Source organism: Pseudotabrizicola sediminis (assembly GCF_004745575.1).
Lineage (GTDB): Bacteria > Pseudomonadota > Alphaproteobacteria > Rhodobacterales > Rhodobacteraceae > Pseudotabrizicola > Pseudotabrizicola sediminis.
In genome coordinates, this window is the sequence record NZ_RPEM01000008.1 from 91333 (window position 1) to 107962 (window position 16630).

15 protein-coding genes are annotated in these 16630 nt (G+C 60.5%); 7 read left to right on the top strand and 8 right to left on the bottom strand.

Features of this window, described 5'->3' with window-relative positions:
* Positions 1-10 precede the first annotated feature (10 nt).
* Genes EEB11_RS12805 through EEB11_RS12815 form a run of 3 tightly spaced genes read right to left on the bottom strand, consistent with a single transcriptional unit; the run spans position 11 to position 3649 of the window.
* Positions 11-1732, bottom strand: a complete 1722-nt coding sequence (locus EEB11_RS12805; RefSeq protein ID WP_135431969.1) for an MCE family protein — start codon at positions 1730-1732, stop codon at positions 11-13.
* 4 nt (positions 1733-1736) lie between these two features.
* On the bottom strand, positions 1737-2534 hold the full coding sequence (locus tag EEB11_RS12810) for an ABC transporter ATP-binding protein (RefSeq protein WP_135431971.1): 798 nt from the start codon (positions 2532-2534) through the stop codon (positions 1737-1739).
* A complete protein-coding gene (locus EEB11_RS12815; protein ID WP_135431973.1) occupies positions 2531-3649 on the bottom strand; it encodes an ABC transporter permease in 1119 nt (372 codons plus the stop codon). The genes EEB11_RS12810 and EEB11_RS12815 overlap by 4 nt, the downstream gene beginning before the upstream one ends.
* 663 nt (positions 3650-4312) lie before the next feature.
* Here EEB11_RS12815 and EEB11_RS12825 point away from each other — a divergent pair.
* From EEB11_RS12825 to hydA, 7 genes are all read left to right on the top strand, one after another.
* A complete protein-coding gene (locus tag EEB11_RS12825) occupies positions 4313-5554 on the top strand; it encodes a cysteine desulfurase-like protein (RefSeq protein ID WP_135431977.1) in 1242 nt (413 codons plus the stop codon).
* A 40-nt stretch (positions 5555-5594) separates the two neighbouring features.
* Positions 5595-6605: an amino acid ABC transporter substrate-binding protein gene (locus EEB11_RS12830; RefSeq protein WP_135432143.1), complete on the top strand. Its 1011-nt coding sequence runs from the start codon at positions 5595-5597 to the stop codon at positions 6603-6605.
* A gap of 125 nt (positions 6606-6730) precedes the next feature.
* Entirely contained in the window at positions 6731-7909 is a 1179-nt protein-coding gene (locus tag EEB11_RS12835) for an amino acid ABC transporter permease (protein WP_135431979.1), read from the top strand.
* On the top strand, positions 7899-8999 hold the full coding sequence (locus tag EEB11_RS12840; RefSeq protein ID WP_135431981.1) for an amino acid ABC transporter permease: 1101 nt from the start codon (positions 7899-7901) through the stop codon (positions 8997-8999). The genes EEB11_RS12835 and EEB11_RS12840 overlap by 11 nt, the downstream gene beginning before the upstream one ends.
* Positions 8996-9736, top strand: a complete 741-nt coding sequence (locus EEB11_RS12845; RefSeq protein ID WP_280950276.1) for an amino acid ABC transporter ATP-binding protein — start codon at positions 8996-8998, stop codon at positions 9734-9736. The genes EEB11_RS12840 and EEB11_RS12845 overlap by 4 nt, the downstream gene beginning before the upstream one ends.
* An 11-nt stretch (positions 9737-9747) precedes the next feature.
* Positions 9748-10644 carry a MurR/RpiR family transcriptional regulator gene (locus tag EEB11_RS12850; protein ID WP_135431983.1) on the top strand — a complete coding sequence of 299 codons (897 nt, stop codon included), beginning with the start codon at positions 9748-9750 and terminating at the stop codon, positions 10642-10644.
* A 13-nt stretch (positions 10645-10657) separates the two neighbouring features.
* A complete protein-coding gene (gene hydA / locus EEB11_RS12855; protein ID WP_135431985.1) occupies positions 10658-12058 on the top strand; it encodes a dihydropyrimidinase in 1401 nt (466 codons plus the stop codon).
* Between the two features lie 74 nt (positions 12059-12132).
* Here the strand turns inward: hydA and EEB11_RS12860 are convergent, their stop codons facing one another.
* From EEB11_RS12860 to EEB11_RS12880, 5 genes are all read right to left on the bottom strand, one after another.
* The gene (locus EEB11_RS12860) at positions 12133-12447 is read right to left on the bottom strand and encodes a PfkB family carbohydrate kinase (protein WP_135431987.1); all 315 of its coding nucleotides are present in this window, start codon (positions 12445-12447) and stop codon (positions 12133-12135) included.
* A complete protein-coding gene (locus tag EEB11_RS12865) occupies positions 12380-13375 on the bottom strand; it encodes an ABC transporter ATP-binding protein (RefSeq protein ID WP_135431989.1) in 996 nt (331 codons plus the stop codon). Before EEB11_RS12865 ends, EEB11_RS12860 begins: the two co-directional genes overlap by 68 nt.
* A 26-nt stretch (positions 13376-13401) precedes the next feature.
* Positions 13402-14265, bottom strand: a complete 864-nt coding sequence (locus tag EEB11_RS12870) for a carbohydrate ABC transporter permease (RefSeq protein ID WP_135431991.1) — start codon at positions 14263-14265, stop codon at positions 13402-13404.
* Entirely contained in the window at positions 14262-15188 is a 927-nt protein-coding gene (locus EEB11_RS12875) for a carbohydrate ABC transporter permease (RefSeq protein WP_135431993.1), read from the bottom strand. The genes EEB11_RS12870 and EEB11_RS12875 overlap by 4 nt, the downstream gene beginning before the upstream one ends.
* A gap of 84 nt (positions 15189-15272) precedes the next feature.
* Positions 15273-16529, bottom strand: a complete 1257-nt coding sequence (locus tag EEB11_RS12880) for an ABC transporter substrate-binding protein (protein ID WP_135431995.1) — start codon at positions 16527-16529, stop codon at positions 15273-15275.
* Between the last annotated feature and the right edge of the window lie 101 nt (positions 16530-16630).

Consider the following 16630-nt stretch of genomic DNA (forward strand, 5'->3'; position numbering starts at 1 on the left):
GCGATGGACATTACTGGCGATAGGCGGGCGTGTTGGTGCCCCCCAGGAAGAACCGCGCCGGATCGCGCTGGATCTGGCGGGTCAGCTGGTCAAGATTGTTGATCAGGTCACGCATCTCGCGCCCCAGCCGGGTGAACTGCGGCAGGGCATTGGTCGAAAAGTCGCGCACCGGCCCGCCGGACGCGGCCACCGTGGCCGCCACTTCGTCAAAGGCCCGGCGCGCCGATTCACTTGCCGCCTTCAGGTCTGCCGTGACACCCGGAATATCCGCCGACACCTGCGCAATTGCCTGATCCAGCGAGTCGATGGTCTTGCGCAGATCGGCGGTGATCGCCGCGACGTCGGTGTTGATCACCCGGTCCGCACCGTCAAACGTGCGCTCTGCAGCAGACAAGGTACGCTCCCCCACTTCCAGCGCCGAATTGATCGACCCCAGCGTGACATTGGCATTGGCAAAGGTGTCGGTCACGGTCGTCAATGTCGTATTGGCAGTGTCGACCAGCCCGTCAACCCTGCCGCTGGCACTGGTCAGGCTTTGCCCCACTTCGGCAATCGTACGGTTGGCGGTTTCCACGGCAGAGCGGATATCCGCGACCACAGCCGGCAGATCGGCATTGGCCGCCTCTGAAATCGGGCGGATCGCGGCGCGGGCCTCGGCCACCAGTGCCGCGCCATCGACCGTGATCAGCGAGTCGAAATTGTCTGCAGCCGTACTGACCGACTCCAATGTGGCAGTCAGATCGGCAATCATCGCATCAGTCGCCTCGATCGTGGCTTCCGCCTCGGTCAGGCGCGCGGTGGCGGCCACGCCCGTGCGGCGGAATTCAGCCACGGTTTCGCGCGCCTCTGCCCCGATCTGGTCAATCTGCACCCGGATCTCGGCAATGCCCGCCCGCAGCTCTTCAGTGGTCCGGCGCAGCTCGTCCTGAATGTAGCTGTCTGCCGATGACAGGGTTGTCGTGGCCTGATCCAGTGTCGCCGTGCCGCTGGTCACCGTCGTGCGCGTGTCAGCCATCAAGGCATCAAGGTTGGTCAGCGTGTTTTCTGCCGTTGCAAACAGGCTTTCCGCCTGCCCCGTCAAGCCTTCGACCGTGGTACTGAAAGTAGAGATATTGTCGGCAAAATCGGCAACCGCCTCTGCCACCACCGAAAAATCCTCCAGCGCCTTGGACAGACCGGCCGAGGCCGTCTCGGCATTGGCCAGAATGTTGTTGACCCGTTCAATATTCTCGGTGCTGGCAAGCTGGGTCAGATCCTCCATCACCGCCACGGCCTGTTCCACCAGCCGCGGCGCATCTTCGGACAGGCTTTGCAAAATCGACCGCCCCGCTTCGATTTCCGGCACATCGCCGACACCGGATCCGCGCAGCAGCGGATCTTCCGGTTCACCCGGGCTGATCCCGACAAAGGACACGCCCGTCACGCCCTGCGATTCAATCGTGGCGACCGAACTGGTGCGCACCGGCACCTCCGCCCCGATTTCCAGCCGGACCCGCACCGTGCCATCGCCATCGGGCGACAGCCGCACATCCACCACCTGCCCCACCGGCAGACCGGCAAAGCGCACATCCGACGCCCCGGCCAGACCAGAGACCGACGTGAACCGCACCTCGTAATAGCTGAACTGCCGGTCCAGCTGCACCTGCGCGAACCACAGGAAAAACCCGAGAATTCCCAGAAGCCCGGCCAGCGTGAAGGCACCGATCAGAATATAGTTTGCCTTGGTCTCCAACGAATCAACCTTCTTTCTGGGCGTCTTTTGCAGCCAGCGCCGCGCGGGCGCGCGGCCCGTGGAAATAATCGTGAACCCAAGGGTGATCGACTTTCAGCATCTCGTCCATGGTTCCCGTGACCAGCACCTTCTTTTCGGCAAGGACCGCAATCCGGTCGCAGATCGCGTGCAGCGTGTCCAGATCATGCGTGACCAGAAACACGGTCAGCCCCATGGTATCGCTCAGCTGCCGGATCAGCGTGTCGAAATCAGCAGCCCCGATCGGGTCAAGCCCGGCCGTCGGTTCATCCAGAAACACAATCTCGGGGTCCAGCGCCAGCGCCCGCGCCAGACCCGCACGCTTGCGCATGCCGCCCGACAGTTCTGACGGATATTTGTCGCCCGCCAGATACGGCAAGCCCGACATCGAGATTTTCAGATCTGCCATCGCGCGCCGCAAGGCAGGGTCCAGCCCTTCTACCGCGCGCATAGGCACTTCGACATTCTCGCGCACATTCAACGATGAAAACAACGCGCCATCCTGAAACATCACGCCCCAACGCCGTTCCAGCGCGGCGCGCTCTGCCTCACCCGCTTCGCGCACGTTGGTGCCCAGCACCTCGATCTCGCCCTCTGCCGGGCGCAGCAGACCGGCAATCGCGCGCAGCAGCACCGATTTCCCGGTGCCCGATCCGCCGACTACGCCCAGAATCTCGCCGCGATACACATCCAGGTCCAGCCCGTCATGCACCACATGGCTGCCGAACTGGGTGCGGATGCCGCGCAAACGGATCACGGGGTCTTGTTCTGGCGCGACCGTCATATGCCAACCTGCGCAAAGAAGATGGAAAACAGCGCGTCGATCACGATCACTGAAAAGATTGCCGTGACCACCGCGGATGAGGTTTGGCGCCCCAGCGATTCGGCGTTGTTGCCCACCTGCATCCCGGCATGGCAGCCCACGATGCCGATGACGATGGCAAAGAAGGGTGCCTTGATCATCCCCACCATCAGATGTGACACGCCGGTGTTTTCCACCAGCCGCGAGACGAACAGCGCAGGTGAAATCCCAAGCTCGATCCAGCTCATCAGCCCGCCGCCCAGGAGGCCCGCCGCATTGGCAATCATGCCCAGAATCGGCAGCATCAACAGCAGAGCCAGCACGCGCGGCACGATCAGTGCCGTGGCCGGGTCGATCCCCAGCGTGCGCATGGCATCAATCTCTTCGCGCATCTTCATTGACCCGATGGCGGCGGTGAAGGCCGACGCCGTCCGCCCCGCTACGATGATGGCGGTCAAAAGGATGCCAAGTTCGCGCAGGATCGACACCGCGATCAGATCCACGACAAACACCTCGGCCCCGAATTGGCGCAGCTGTGCCGCGCCCTGAAACGCCAGCACGACCCCAATCAGAAAGGCCATCAAGGCCACAATCGGCACGGCCTTCAGCCCCACTTCCTGACAATGGTGCACCAGCGATGTCAGGCGGAATTCCGACGGATGCAGCAAAGACCGGCCCAGCCGCGCGATGAACACCCCCAGAATGCCCAGAAGCTGCCCCAGAAACACCCCACCCGCCGCGACCGACCTGCCAAAGCCATCCAGCCACACCATCAGCGAGAACGCTGGGGTGGCCTGCTGGTCCGGGTCTGGCAGCGCCGCGCGTACCGTGTCGATCAGGGCGGCGGCACCCTCGGTGGCGCCCACAAGGCGCAGCGAATGCCCGGCTGCTTGCGCTGTCTTTTCCGCCTCGGCAATGGCCCAGGCCGCCGCCGTATCCAGCCGCGTCACCTCGGTCAGATCCACCGTCACCGGCCCCAAAGCCGCCGCCTGCATCAGCGTGGCATGCAGCCCCGTCAGGTCGGCAAGCGAAAACCCGCCGCCAAGCCGCAGCAAGCTGCCGTCATCGGTCTGATCTGTGGTGACAGTTGCTGGCATATTCCGGCGGTCCAAGACCCTGACTTACCCCACAGTTGAGCGTTCAGGGCTATCATCATCCCGGAACCAAGGAAAGCGCAGCCATCGCGCTTTCACGCGCACGTTGTCAGTTGGGCTATGGTTATTGCCAAGGCCCCAATTTTCTCAAATGAAATCAATAGCGCAATGTGTCCTGTGTGCAAAGGTTTTTGCTATTCAGGGCAAAGGTTTGGTGGCGCTCCAGGTGTCTGATGCCACGGTTTGATGGTGCGATCCTTGCCAAGGAATGGAAGGAAGCACCATGGGACAAGGTCGTCACGAGAGCGCCACGACCACGCACGCCGTCAGAGCAGCAATAATAAGGGCTGGCCCGCCATTGGTCCGAGGGCCGGCCTGCATGATCGCAAGCTTCGCGCGCGCAGATGCCCGAAGGTCTTCCTCTCCGCCATCGCCCGCGCCGCAGCCGTCATGCTCTGGCTGTGAAACGAGAACGAGGCCCGACCCAGGTCCACTTTGCCCGAATTTGATGAACAGTGTCATCCGAAGCACCCAAAATTTGGGCAGTTGCAGAAAAGATTGGAATATTGCCATTTTTGTTTGACTGGATGAAACGTTTCAATCAGACCTATTCCAAAGCGAAATATTCCCTCCAAACTTTGGAGCAAACGAGAGAGTGTGGCGACAATGGCGGCGATTGAGCAGGACTTCATCCATGAAAATTTCCCTTCGCTGACCAAAGGGGCCGTCTTTCTGGACAACGCAGGCGGCAGCCAGGTTGCGCGCCCGGTGGCAGAGCGGATTACGGAATATCTGCTGGGCCGCAATGTGCAACTTGGTGCAAGCTACGGTGCCTCGGTGGAGGCAGGGGAGCAGGTGGCACAAGGCCGCGCCGCTTTGGCGCTGTTGATGAACGCGGCCCGTCCCGAAGAGGTGGTGATGGGTGCCACCACCACGCAATTGTTTGACCAACTTGCGCGCGCCTTGGTTCAGCACTGGCAGCCCGGCGACGAGGTGATTGTGACCGGCTTTGACCACGAAGCCAACATTGGCCCATGGCGCAGGCTGGAAGCGCAGGGCATTGTCATTCGCGAATGGCGGTTGCCGGAAGGTGAGTTCGAGCCGAAGCTCAGCGACCTGCAGGCGCTGATGAACGACCGGACTCGACTGGTTGCGGTCACGCATGCGTCGAATATCTTCGGTTCCATTCTGCCAGTGCGCGACATCGCAGACGCCGTTCACGCAGCCGGCGCACTGATTTGCGTGGATGGCGTCGCCTATGCGCCCCACCGTGCAATCGATGTGCAGGCACTCGATGCCGACTTTTACGGGTTTTCGGTCTACAAAGTTTATGGCCCGCATCATGCGGCTTTGTACGGGAAATACGACCTGTTGCGGCACAAGGCAGGCAACGTAAACCACTATTTCTATGGCGAAGACAAAGTGCCGGGCAAGCTGGAGCCTGGGAATGCCAATTACGAATTGGCGTACGGCTGTTTGGGCGTAATTGACTATCTTGAAGCCTTTGCTGCCGCGCATGGGGCAAATGCAAAGGGCAGGCCAGCGGTCGAAGCAGCGTTCGAAATCTTTGCCGAGCACGAAGCCGCACTGTCGGCGCGGTTGCTGGACTATCTGAATGCCCGCGCCGACGTGACGGTGATCGGAGATACTTCTGCCGACAAGCATCGCCGCGTTCCCACCATCTCTTTCACCATCGACGGCCTGACCGCCGAACAGGTGGTACGCGCCATCGACCCCTCGGGCATCGGCATCCGGCATGGCGATTTCCATTCCAAGCGGCTGGTGGAAAGCCTGCACTTGCCCGGCGGCAATGCGGTGATCCGCGCCTCTGCCGTCCATTACAACACAATCGACGAAATCGATCGGTTGATCACCCTTCTTGAAGGCCTGCGCAGACAGGCCGCCTGAACCTCCCCCCACATCCAACCAACAGGGATACCAGACCATGATGAAACTGCTGACTGCGTCCACCGCCATAACCTTGGCCGGAACCGGCTTTGCCCTTGCCGGCACAATGGATGACATCAAGGCCCGTGGCCACATCCAGTGCGGCGTGACACAAGGCGTGCCCGGGTTCTCGAACCCGAATGATGCCGGAGACTGGACCGGCTTTGACGTGGATATCTGCCGCGCCGTGGCTGCCGCTGTCCTGAGCGATGCCGATGCGGTGCGCTACACCCCGCTGTCCAACACCGAACGCTTTACGGCGCTGCAATCGGGCGAGGTCGACATTCTGTCGCGCACCACAACGCGGACGCTGAACCGCGATACCGCACTGGGCCTGAACTTTGCGCCGGTGGTGTTCTATGATGGTCAGGGTTTCATGGTTCGCGAAAGCTCGGGCATCACATCAGCTATGGAACTGGATGGCACGACCGTCTGCGTGTCTGCAGGATCGACCAGCGAGCTGAACGTGGCTGACTATTTCACCGCCAACAACATGACCTATGAACCGGTCCGCTTTGAAAAGGCTGATGAAGTTCTGGCGGCCTATGATGCCGGTCGCTGCGACGTCTACACATCAGATCTGTCCGGCCTTGCCGCACGCCGCCTTGTGATGCAGAACCCGGCCGAGCATGTGATGCTAAAGGAAACCATCTCGAAAGAGCCATTGGCTCCGGCTGTCCGGCACGGTGATGATGCCTGGTTCGATATCGTAACATGGACCGTTTACGCGCTGATTGCGGCCGAAGAACTTGGTGTGACTGCGGCCAATATCGATCAGATGAAGGCCGAAGGCAGCCCGGACGTCCAGCGTTTGCTGGGATCAAGCGAAACCGGCACCGGCGAGTGGGTCGGGCTCGACAATGATTGGGCCACACGCGCCATTGCCGCAGGCGGCAACTATGGGGAGCTGTGGGCCCGTCACCTTGGGCCAGATACCCCGCTGAAGCTCGCGCGCGGGCTGAACGAGCTCTACACCAACGGCGGCATCCAGTACGCCATGCCGATCAAGTAAGACAGGCATTCAGACGGGGGCGGTGCCGGTGGCCCGCCCCTTCCCGCGGCTCTGTGATCTCACTCCCCTCTTGTGCGCGCGCACCCTGCGTGTTGCGCTACGTCTCTCATATTTTCGAGCGCCCCATGACCGCACCTGTGTTACCTCCGCGCCAGATATTCTGGACCCGCCGCCGCGTGAAGTCGCTGGTGGTGCAGGCGGTGTTTCTGGGTGGGTTGGCCTGGCTTTTTTACTTTCTGTTTGCCAATACCACGGCCAACCTGCAGAGGCAGGGCATCGCTTCGGGCTTTGGCTTTCTGTCGCAACGGGCTGGGTTTGACGTTTCCCTGTCCTTCCTGCCGTTCACCAGTGATTCAAGCTATGGCCGGGCATTCTGGGTGGCCGTGGTCAACGCCTTGGTGCTGTCGGCTTTGGGGATTGTGCTGGCCACGGTGCTGGGGTTCGGGCTTGGGCTGGCGCGGGTGTCAAAAAACTGGCTGATTGCCCGGCTGGCAACCGTTTACATCGAGATCTTCCGCAATATCCCGCTGCTGCTGCAACTGTTCTTCTGGTATTTTGCCATCCTGCGCCAATTGCCGGGGCCGAAGGAAAGCTTGGTTCTGGCCGATCTGGTCATTCTGAACAATCGTGGGCTGTACATGCCGCGCCCCCAGGTCGATCAGAGCGGCTGGGTGATTATGGTGTGCTTCGCGGCTGGTTTATGTATGGCTTTGGTCATGACGTTGCGTGCCAGACAGCAGCGGCTGAAAACCGGCCATGGCCCGAAATGCTGGTTCTGGTGGCCCATCGGACTGTTCGCCCTTCCCCTCACCGCGTACGTGCTCAGCGGTGCCAGCCTGTCCTTTGTCATTCCCGAATTGCGCGGCTTTAACTACCGCGGCGGCATGCTGATGCTGCCGGAAATGCTGGCGGCCCTGTTGGGACTTGGGTTCTATATCTCGGCGGCGATCGGCGAGATCGTGCGCTCGGGCATTCAGGGCGTGGACAGGGGGCAGGTCGAGGCGGCATCGGCGCTGGGGCTTGGCCGGCGAGATATTATGCGGTTGGTGGTCTTGCCGCAGGCCATGCGCATCATCATTCCACCTTTGGCCACGCAGTATCTGTCGCTGGCCAAGAACACCTCGCTGGCTGCCGCAATCGCCTTTCCGGAAATCATCTCTATCGTCGCAGGCACCACGCTGACCCAGACCGGGCAGGCGCTGGAGGCGATCACGCTGGCCATGCTGTTTTACATGAGCGTCAGCCTGTCGATTGCCGCTGTCATGAACTTCCTCAACTACCGGGTGCTGCGCCATGGCAACTGACCACACCGCCTTTCTGCCACCGCCTGTTGTATCGGCCGGGCCGCTGGCGTGGATGCGGCGCAACCTGTTTACAGATTGGCGGCAGACGGCTTTGACGCTGATCGTGCTTTATGCGGTCATAAGGGGTGTGCCCCCGTTGCTGGGCTGGCTGTTTGTGGATGCCACATGGCAAGGTACGCGCGATGACTGCGTCGCCAACGGCGGTGCCTGCTGGGCGTTCGTTTCGGCACGCTGGGGCCAGTTCATCTATGGGTTTTACCCGGCTGACGAACGTTGGCGCGTCAATGTCACATTCGCGATGCTGGCGCTGTCGGTAGTACCGCTGGTCTTGCCGATGGTGCGGGGCAAGGGCTGGATCATCGGCTTTCTGCTGACGCTGTATCCCGTGCTGGCCTTTTGTCTGCTTTATGGCGGGGTCTTCGGCCTGCCGGTGGTGGAAACCGCCAGATGGGGCGGCTTCATGCTGACGCTGGTGGTCGCGATCACGGGAATTGTCGGCTCGCTGCCGATTGGAATTCTGCTGGCGCTTGGGCGTCGGTCGAACATGCCTGCGATCCGCACGTTCTGCACCCTGTTCATCGAATTGTTCCGCGCCGTACCGCTGATCACCGTGCTGTTCATGGCCTCGGTCATGCTGCCCCTGTTCCTGCCCACCGGCTTCAGTCTGGACAAGCTGTTGCGCGCCCTGATCGGGGTGGCGGTCTTCAATGGTGCGCTGATGGCCGAAGTGGTGCGCGGTGGCTTGCAGGCCATTCCCAAAGGCCAGTATGAGGCGGCAACAGCGGCAGGCATGGGCTATTGGCGGATGATGGGATTTGTCATCCTGCCGCAGGCGCTGCGTCTGGTGATACCAGGGTTGGTCAACACCTGGGTTGCCATCATCAAGGACACCACCCTTGTGCTGATCATCGGTCTGTTTGATCTGTTGGGCATTGTTCAGGCTGGAGTTGCCGATGCGAACTGGTTGTCGGCATCGGTCACAAAAACCGGCTATGTCTTTGCGGCCATGGGGTTCTGGATCCTGTGCTTCTCGCTCTCGCGCTATTCAATGTATCTTGAGCGGCGGCTTGGACTGGGGGCGTCACGATGAGCACCGACATGATTGCCATGCGGGGCGTAAACAAATGGTTTGGCCAGATGCGCGTGCTGGCCGATATCAACCTGACCGTTGCCGAGGGCGAAAAGCTGGTCATCTGCGGCCCATCGGGGTCTGGCAAATCGACCCTGATCCGCTGTATCAATCAGTTGGAACATCACCAGATGGGCGACATCGTGGTGAACGGGATCAAGGTGGACGCCGAGCTGAAAACGCTCGATCTGGTGCGGCGCGATATCGGCATGGTCTTCCAGTCCTTCAATCTTTATCCGCACATGACCGTTTTGCAGAACCTGATGCTGGCACAGGTCTGGGTTCAGGGCCGCAAGCGCCGCGATGCCGAAGAGGTGGCGCGCCACTATCTCGACCGGGTGCATATTCCCGAACAAGCCGACAAATTCCCGGCTCAGCTTTCGGGCGGTCAGCAGCAACGGGTAGCGATTGCCCGCGCGCTGTGCACCAAACCAAAGATCATGCTGTTTGATGAACCCACCAGCGCGCTTGATCCGGAAATGATCAAGGAAGTGCTGGATGTGATGACCGAGCTGGCGACAGAAGGCATGACCATGATCTGCGTGACGCATGAAATGGGGTTTGCCCGCAATGTCGCCAATCGCGTGATCTTCATGGATGCCGGGCGAATCGTGGAACAGGGCCCCCCCGCCGAATTCTTTTCCAATCCGCAGAGTGACAGGGCAAAGCTGTTCTTGTCGCAGGTCAGGTTGAATTGAGGATTGCTTTTGTGAGAGATGCCCAGAAATCAGAGGCTCACAAGCCGCGCAAACCGGCATCGGCCTCAGAGTTTCAGAACCTGCTGATGCAGGAACGGGACCGCTTTACTCCCAAGATGCTGGAGGCGGGCGGATATGTCATCGACAACCCCAAAGAGGTCGCCTTCAGCCCGGTATCCCAGCTTTCGGCGCGGTCGGGCCTTGCAAGCGCCAACTTTGTGCGGCTGGCCCAGTCCATGGGTTTTGCAGGCTTTACCGAAATGCAGGCCCTGTTCCGCGATCCGTTGCGCGAAGCCTACCCCGCCTCGCTCGAGGAACGGATCCGCCATTCGCAGGGGGAACAGGTCATCCCCAACCCGAACGATGTGGTGGCAATAGGCTTGTCTTTTGCGCAGGCCAATATTGCATCGCTGACCCATCTGGCCGAAAAACTTGACCGCATGCCGCTGGAGGCCGCGATCAATCTGGTCCTTGGCGCGCGGGTTGTGCATGTGATCGGGGCAGACCGGTCCTTTGCCGCTGCGTCCTATCTGTCTTACGCACTGAACCGGGCGGGTGTGCAATGTGTGCAGATTGCGGGCCTGGGCAGTTCGGTGGCCGATCAGGCCAATGTCATGGCACCCGGCGATCTGTTGGTTGCCATCAGCTTTCCGCCCTATGCCGATGACACAGTGACGGTTGCAGGTGTGGCGCTTGCGCGCGGAAATCCGGTTCTGGCCATCACCAACAGCACGATCAGCCCGATCACCGAAGGGGCGGCAGAAGTGCTTTTGGTGGACGATGCCGAGTTGCACGGATTTCGGTCGCTGACCGCCCTGTTGTCGCTGGTGCAGACGCTGATGATGGGCATTGCCTATCGCAAGCGCGGTGAGCGAGACGATTTCGATATCGACGATATAAACGCGTAAGGACACACGACGAATGGCATTCGATCTGATCATCCGGGGCGGCACCCTGGCCACAGCCGCCGATGTGTACAAAGCCGACATTGCCATTCGCGACGGACGCATTGTGCAGATCGGCCTTGATCTGGGTGAGGCCGCCCGTGTGATTGATGCCAGCGGAAAGTATGTTCTGCCCGGCGGCATCGACAGCCATGTGCATATTGCCCAAGCCTCAGGCGATGGCATCCAGATGGCGGATGATTTTGCCTCTGGCACGCTATCGGCCCTGTTTGGCGGCAACACGATGGTTTTGCCGTTTTGCCTGCCTGCCAAGGGCCAGTCGCTGCGCGCCGCGTTGCAGGAATATCATAATCTGGCCGAAGGGGCCTGTTACACCGATGTCAGCTTTCATGTGATCATTCCCGATACGACAGATCAGATCCTGGGGCAGGAAATCCCCGCGTTGGTGGCCGACGGCTATACCTCGTTCAAGGTGTTCATGACCTATGAGGGGTTGCGTCTGAACGACGCGCAGATCCTGGCGACCATGGACGCCGCACAGGGGGCCGGGGCGCTGATCATGGTCCATTGCGAAAATGAGGATGTCATCCGGTTTCTGGTCGACAGGGCGGAACGCAATGGTGATCTGGTGCCCGCCGCACATGCCCGAACCCGCCCGGTATCGGCAGAGCGCGAAGCCACCCATCGCGCCATGGCACTGGCAGAGGTGGCAGATGTGCCGGTCGTCATCGTCCACGTCTCAAACCGCGAGGCGATGGAGGAAATCTCCCGCGCCCGTGCCCGCGGCAGCCGAGTGGTAGGCGAAACTTGCCCGCAATACCTTGTGCTGACAGCCGATGATCTGGAAGCCATGGACTGGAGCGGGGCAAAGTTCGTCTGCTCGCCCCCGCCCAGAACCACGGCCGATCAGGAGGCGTGCTGGGAAGGCATCCGCATGGGCATCTTCGACCTGGTCTCGTCCGATCATTGCCCATTTGTTTATGACGACCCGAAGGGCAAACTAAATCCCAAGGGCCGAACATCCTTTCGGCATGTCCCCAATGGCATACCCGGCGTGGAAACCCGCCTTCCGATCCTGTTCTCGGAAGGGGTGTCAAAAGGGCGGATCGACCTGTCCCGCTTTGTCGCGCTGACCGCGACCAATCAGGCAAAAACCTATGGGCTTTACCCCCGGAAGGGGACCATCGCCATCGGCTCGGATGCCGACCTCACAATCTGGGATCCTGAGGCCGAGCGGATCATCCGCCATGCGGACCTGCATGACGGATCAGATTATTCGCCCTATGAAGGCTTTGCCGTCACGGGCTGGCCGGTTACCGTCATTTTGCGCGGCACCGTCATGGTCGAAAACGAACAACTTTGCGGGGCGCAAGGGGCTGGGGCCTATGTGTCCCGAGGGCTGCCCAGGATCGGCTGACCACGGGCCAAGCCGGCCGTTCACCGGCTGTAGACGCGACGGCAAGGCGTCTGCCTTACCGAATGCGCTGCGCCTCAGGCTGCTATGCGCCATCCCCACTTTTTCGCCAGCGCCAAGGACTCGGCCACCGGCAACACCGCATCGGTTGTGCCAAGACTGCGAAGCGAGACGGCAGCGGCGGCGTGGCCCAGCCTTACGGTGTCTTCCATCGGCCAGTTCTGGTGCAGGCCGTAGATCACGCCTGCAGCAAAAGCATCCCCTGCCCCGTTTGCCCCGATGACTTTTTCCGGAGGAACGTCTACCGAAGGGATGAACGTAGCCTCACCGCCGCGCGGCAGCACGACCGCGCCTTCGGGGAAGTACGCCACCAGCAGCTTCATGCTGCCCATCGACAGCACGGTCTTTGCCGACGCAATGACCCGGAGGATATCGGCCGCCTCTGCCGCGACCGTCGGGTTTCTCCGGGCGGATGCCGTAGACCACCGCCTGCCCCACGGTGCCGTTTGCTTCGGGTTCCAACGGCAGGCGCAGCCCGGCCTCGGTCTGCACAAAGCGGCCGTCTGCATCCTGCGCGATGGTGCCGGGGATCAGGTTCATCGCCGGCGAGCCCAGAAATTCCGCCACAAACAGGTTGGCCGGGCGATCATAGATGGCCAGCGGTTCGCCCACCTGTTCGATCCGGTCGTCATGCATCACCACAACCAGATCGGCCATGGTCATCGCCTCGATCTGATCATGCGTCACGTAGATCGTCGTGGTCTTCAGGCGCTGGTGCAATGCCTTGATTTCGGCCCGCATTTCCACCCGAAGCTTGGCGTCCAGGTTGGACAGCGGTTCGTCGAACAGGAACACCTCCGGCTCACGCGTCAGGGCGCGGCCCATGGCCACGCGCTGGCGTTGCCCGCCCGACAGTTGCGATGGCAGGCGGTCCAGCATGGGCCCAAGTTTAAGGATCGCCGCCGCGCGCTTGATCCGGTCGGTGATCAGGTGCAGCGGTGTTTTGCGCATCTTCAGGCCAAAGGACATGTTGTCTTCGACGCTCATGTGCGGATAAAGCGCGTAAGACTGGAACACCATGGCAATGCCGCGGTTCTTGGCATGCACGTTGTTGACCATGCGCCCGGCAATGTTGATCTCGCCGCTGGTCACATCCTCCAGCCCCGCCGTCATCCGCAACAGCGTCGATTTCCCGCAGCCTGATGGTCCGACAAGCACGGCAAAGGCACCTTCCGGGATGGTCAGGTCAACGCCATGCAGGATTTCCAGCCCGCCAAAGCTTTTGCGCAGATTGCGATACTCGACATAGCCCTCTGCCATTTTCTGTCCTTCCGATACTTGCGTTGTCATGATTTGACCGCCCCCGATACGATGCTGTCCACGACCTTTCGTTCCAGCAGCAGATAGACCAGCAAGAGCGGCAGCACGGTCAGGATGGTAAAGGCGTTGTAGACGGCGTAATCCTGTATCCCCATGGAATCCTTGAGCATATAGAGCTGATAGGGCAGCGTTCGCATATCGGTCTGGTTCACCAGGGCCAGCACGAATGAAAACTCGTTCCAGGCTTCGCGCAGGCACAGCACCGCCGCCGTCACCACACCCGGCCAGGCCATCGGCAGCATCACATGGCGCAGGCGGTTCCACATATTGGCGCCGTCCAGCGTGGCGCTTTCCTCGATCTCTTTCGGGATCGACCCGAAAAAGCCCACCAGAATCCATGTCGCCAAGGGCACCGCACTGGCAATGTAGGTGATGAACAGCACGGAATAGGTGTTGATCAGGCCCAGATCGCTCATCAGGTCATTCAGCGGCACGATCAGGCTGACACGCGGGATGATGCGCGGGATCAGATACAAGAGCAGCAGCACGTGGCGGAATTTGAACGCATAGCGGGCAAAGCCATAGGCCGCCAGAATGGCAAGGATCAGCGGCACGATCGTTGCCACCACCGTCACGATGACGCTGTTCATCAGCCATGTGCTGAACCCCGGCATGCTGAGCACCTTGCGGTAGGCATCCAGCCGCCAGACTTCGGGCAACAGGCTTTTGCTCTCATAGATTTCAAGCGGGTCTTTGAAGGACGACAGGATCGCCCAGATGATCGGGGTTGCTGTCCAGATCACCAGAAAGGTCAGGGTGAACCAGATCAGCACCTTGGGACCAAGGCGTTGGAACAGCAGCGCCATCGGGCCGGACTCTTGCACTCTCATTTGCCTGCCTCCGAATGGCGGCGGTCACCCATCACGAAGATCTTGATATAGATCAGGCTGAGCACCGTGTTGAACACCAGCAGAACCACCATCAGCACCGCGCCCTGACCGAAGTTCAGTTGCCGGAACGCCAGTTCATACATGTAGATCGACACCAGCTCAGTTGCTTTGAGCGGCCCGCCGGAGGTGAGGGCCAGCACGATATCGAAGGTGGAAAAGCTGATATACGACACCCAGATCAGGCTGACCCCCAGCATGGGTTTGATCAGCGGCAGGGTGATGCGGAAGAAAATCTGGATCGGGTTCGCCCCGTCAATCGCGGCCGCGTCATACAGATCCTTGTCGATGGTCTGTATCCCGCCCAGCAGGATCAGCGAGGCAAAGGGCACCATGAACCAGCAATTGGCCATGATCGCCACCACAAAGGCCAAAGTCGGATCGCCCAGCCAGGATTGCGCCGGCAGACCCAGTTGCGCCAGCACCGTGTTCACGAAACCGCCGCTGGTGGTGAAGATGAAGCGGAACATGACGGCAGTGGCGATGCCCGACACGAAATACGGCACAAGGCTGAGGCCGCGAAAAAACCGCCGCCCACGCACCACTTTGTAAAGCACCAGCGCAAAGCTCATGGACATGAAGATGCCCAGCACGATGCTGATCACCACAAAGCTCAGCGTGCGGAGCATTGCGGCCTGAAACCGGGGGTCGGCAAAGACATCGATGTAATTTTTGAGGCCAACGAATGTCTTGTTCATGAACATGTCGGTTTCGTTCAGAGACAAGATGATACCGCCCACAACGGCATAGCCCAGAACGCCCATCACAAAGAGCAGTCCCGGCAAGACAAGCAGATAGGGAACAAACGGTTTCAGGCGGTCGGCACCTGTTGGTCCGTCTTCAACCATGGGCGTGGTATGTGACATACGGGCCTCTGACGTTAAGCGTGGGTGAAAAGGGCGGTACGGATAAATCCGCACCGCAGTTGCTTGGGAGCAAAAGTTGGTTGGTCAGAGACCCGCGGCCTTGTTCACCAGATCCTGGTATTCTTTGGCCAGATCGGCAGCCGGGGTCGTGGTGTCGGCGACAGACCGATCCCGCAGTTGGGTCAGCACGTCATAGATCTGGATCACCCGTGTCGGGTGGGTCGGCAAAGGTACCAGCGATGCGGCCAAAGGTGCGATATCCTGCGCCCATGGCTTTGCCGCCAGATATTCCGGGTCGTTCGAGACCGCCGAATTGGTGGTCGGCTGATACCGGATGGCGACCTGCTTGGCAAAATCAGGGCGGGCCAGATATTCCAGCGCACGGACAACCGCATCATCATCATCCGCTGCCGTGGTCACGACAAAGGGAAAAGCAAAGCCCGACTGCACATGCGGCTCTGTCTGACCCGGACGGGTTGGCAGACGCTCGAACGTCCACTTGCCCTCGGCATAGGGCATGGTCTTTTCAATCTCGACGTAAATATGCTCGCCTTCGTGCATCACGCCGGCGCGCCCGCCGACAAAGGCTGCGCGCATCTGGCCGGAATCCCAGCTTGCAGAATCCGGGCTGGCCGATTTATCGCGCATCAGGGTCTGGTAGAACTCGATCCATTCGATGCCGACGTCACTGTCGATCTGCGGCACGCCGTCGATGAACTGCCCGCCCATGGCAAGAAACAGCGGCAGTTCCCATGTCGGCGCGACACAGCAGCCAATCAGGCTGAACCCAAGCATGTCGCCCCCACCTGGAATGGTGCTGACTGCCTTTGCCGCAGCAAGGACCTTGTCAGTGGTTTCCAGCGGCATCGCAATACCCGCAGCTTCCAGCAGGTCTTTGCGGTAGGTCAGGTAGATCGACTGCACAAACAGCGCCACGCCATAAAGCTTGCCATCGGCACTTGAGGCCCCTTCCCATGCGATGGGGGAAAGCTGGTTATAGGTGTCGGGAAACTGCTCTTTGAAGGTTTCGATCTGCGCGTCGAATTCTTTGAGCATGCCGCCCAGCGCAAGCTGGGTGATGTCGCGTGCCTGAATTTGCACGATATCGGGGGCATTGCCGGACCTTGTGGCCAGCACAAGCTGCGCGCTGACGTCTTCGAGCCGGATCACTTCGAACTCAACCGCGATATCGGGGTTCTCGGCCTTGAACTGTGCGAACTGATCTTCGGGGATAAACTGATCCCGCCCGAACCAGACCTTGAGCGTGCGCTCTTGCGCCGCCAGTTGGCTGGACAGTCCGGAAAGCGCGGTCGTTTCCAGTGCCAGTGCCGCTGTCAGCATGAACGTTGTCGTTCTGCGTCAAAATTTCATTGTTTTCCTCCCTGGTTGCTTTTGTCCTGCGGTCTCTCTGGCTGTCAAAGCCAAAGTTCCGTTGCGACACG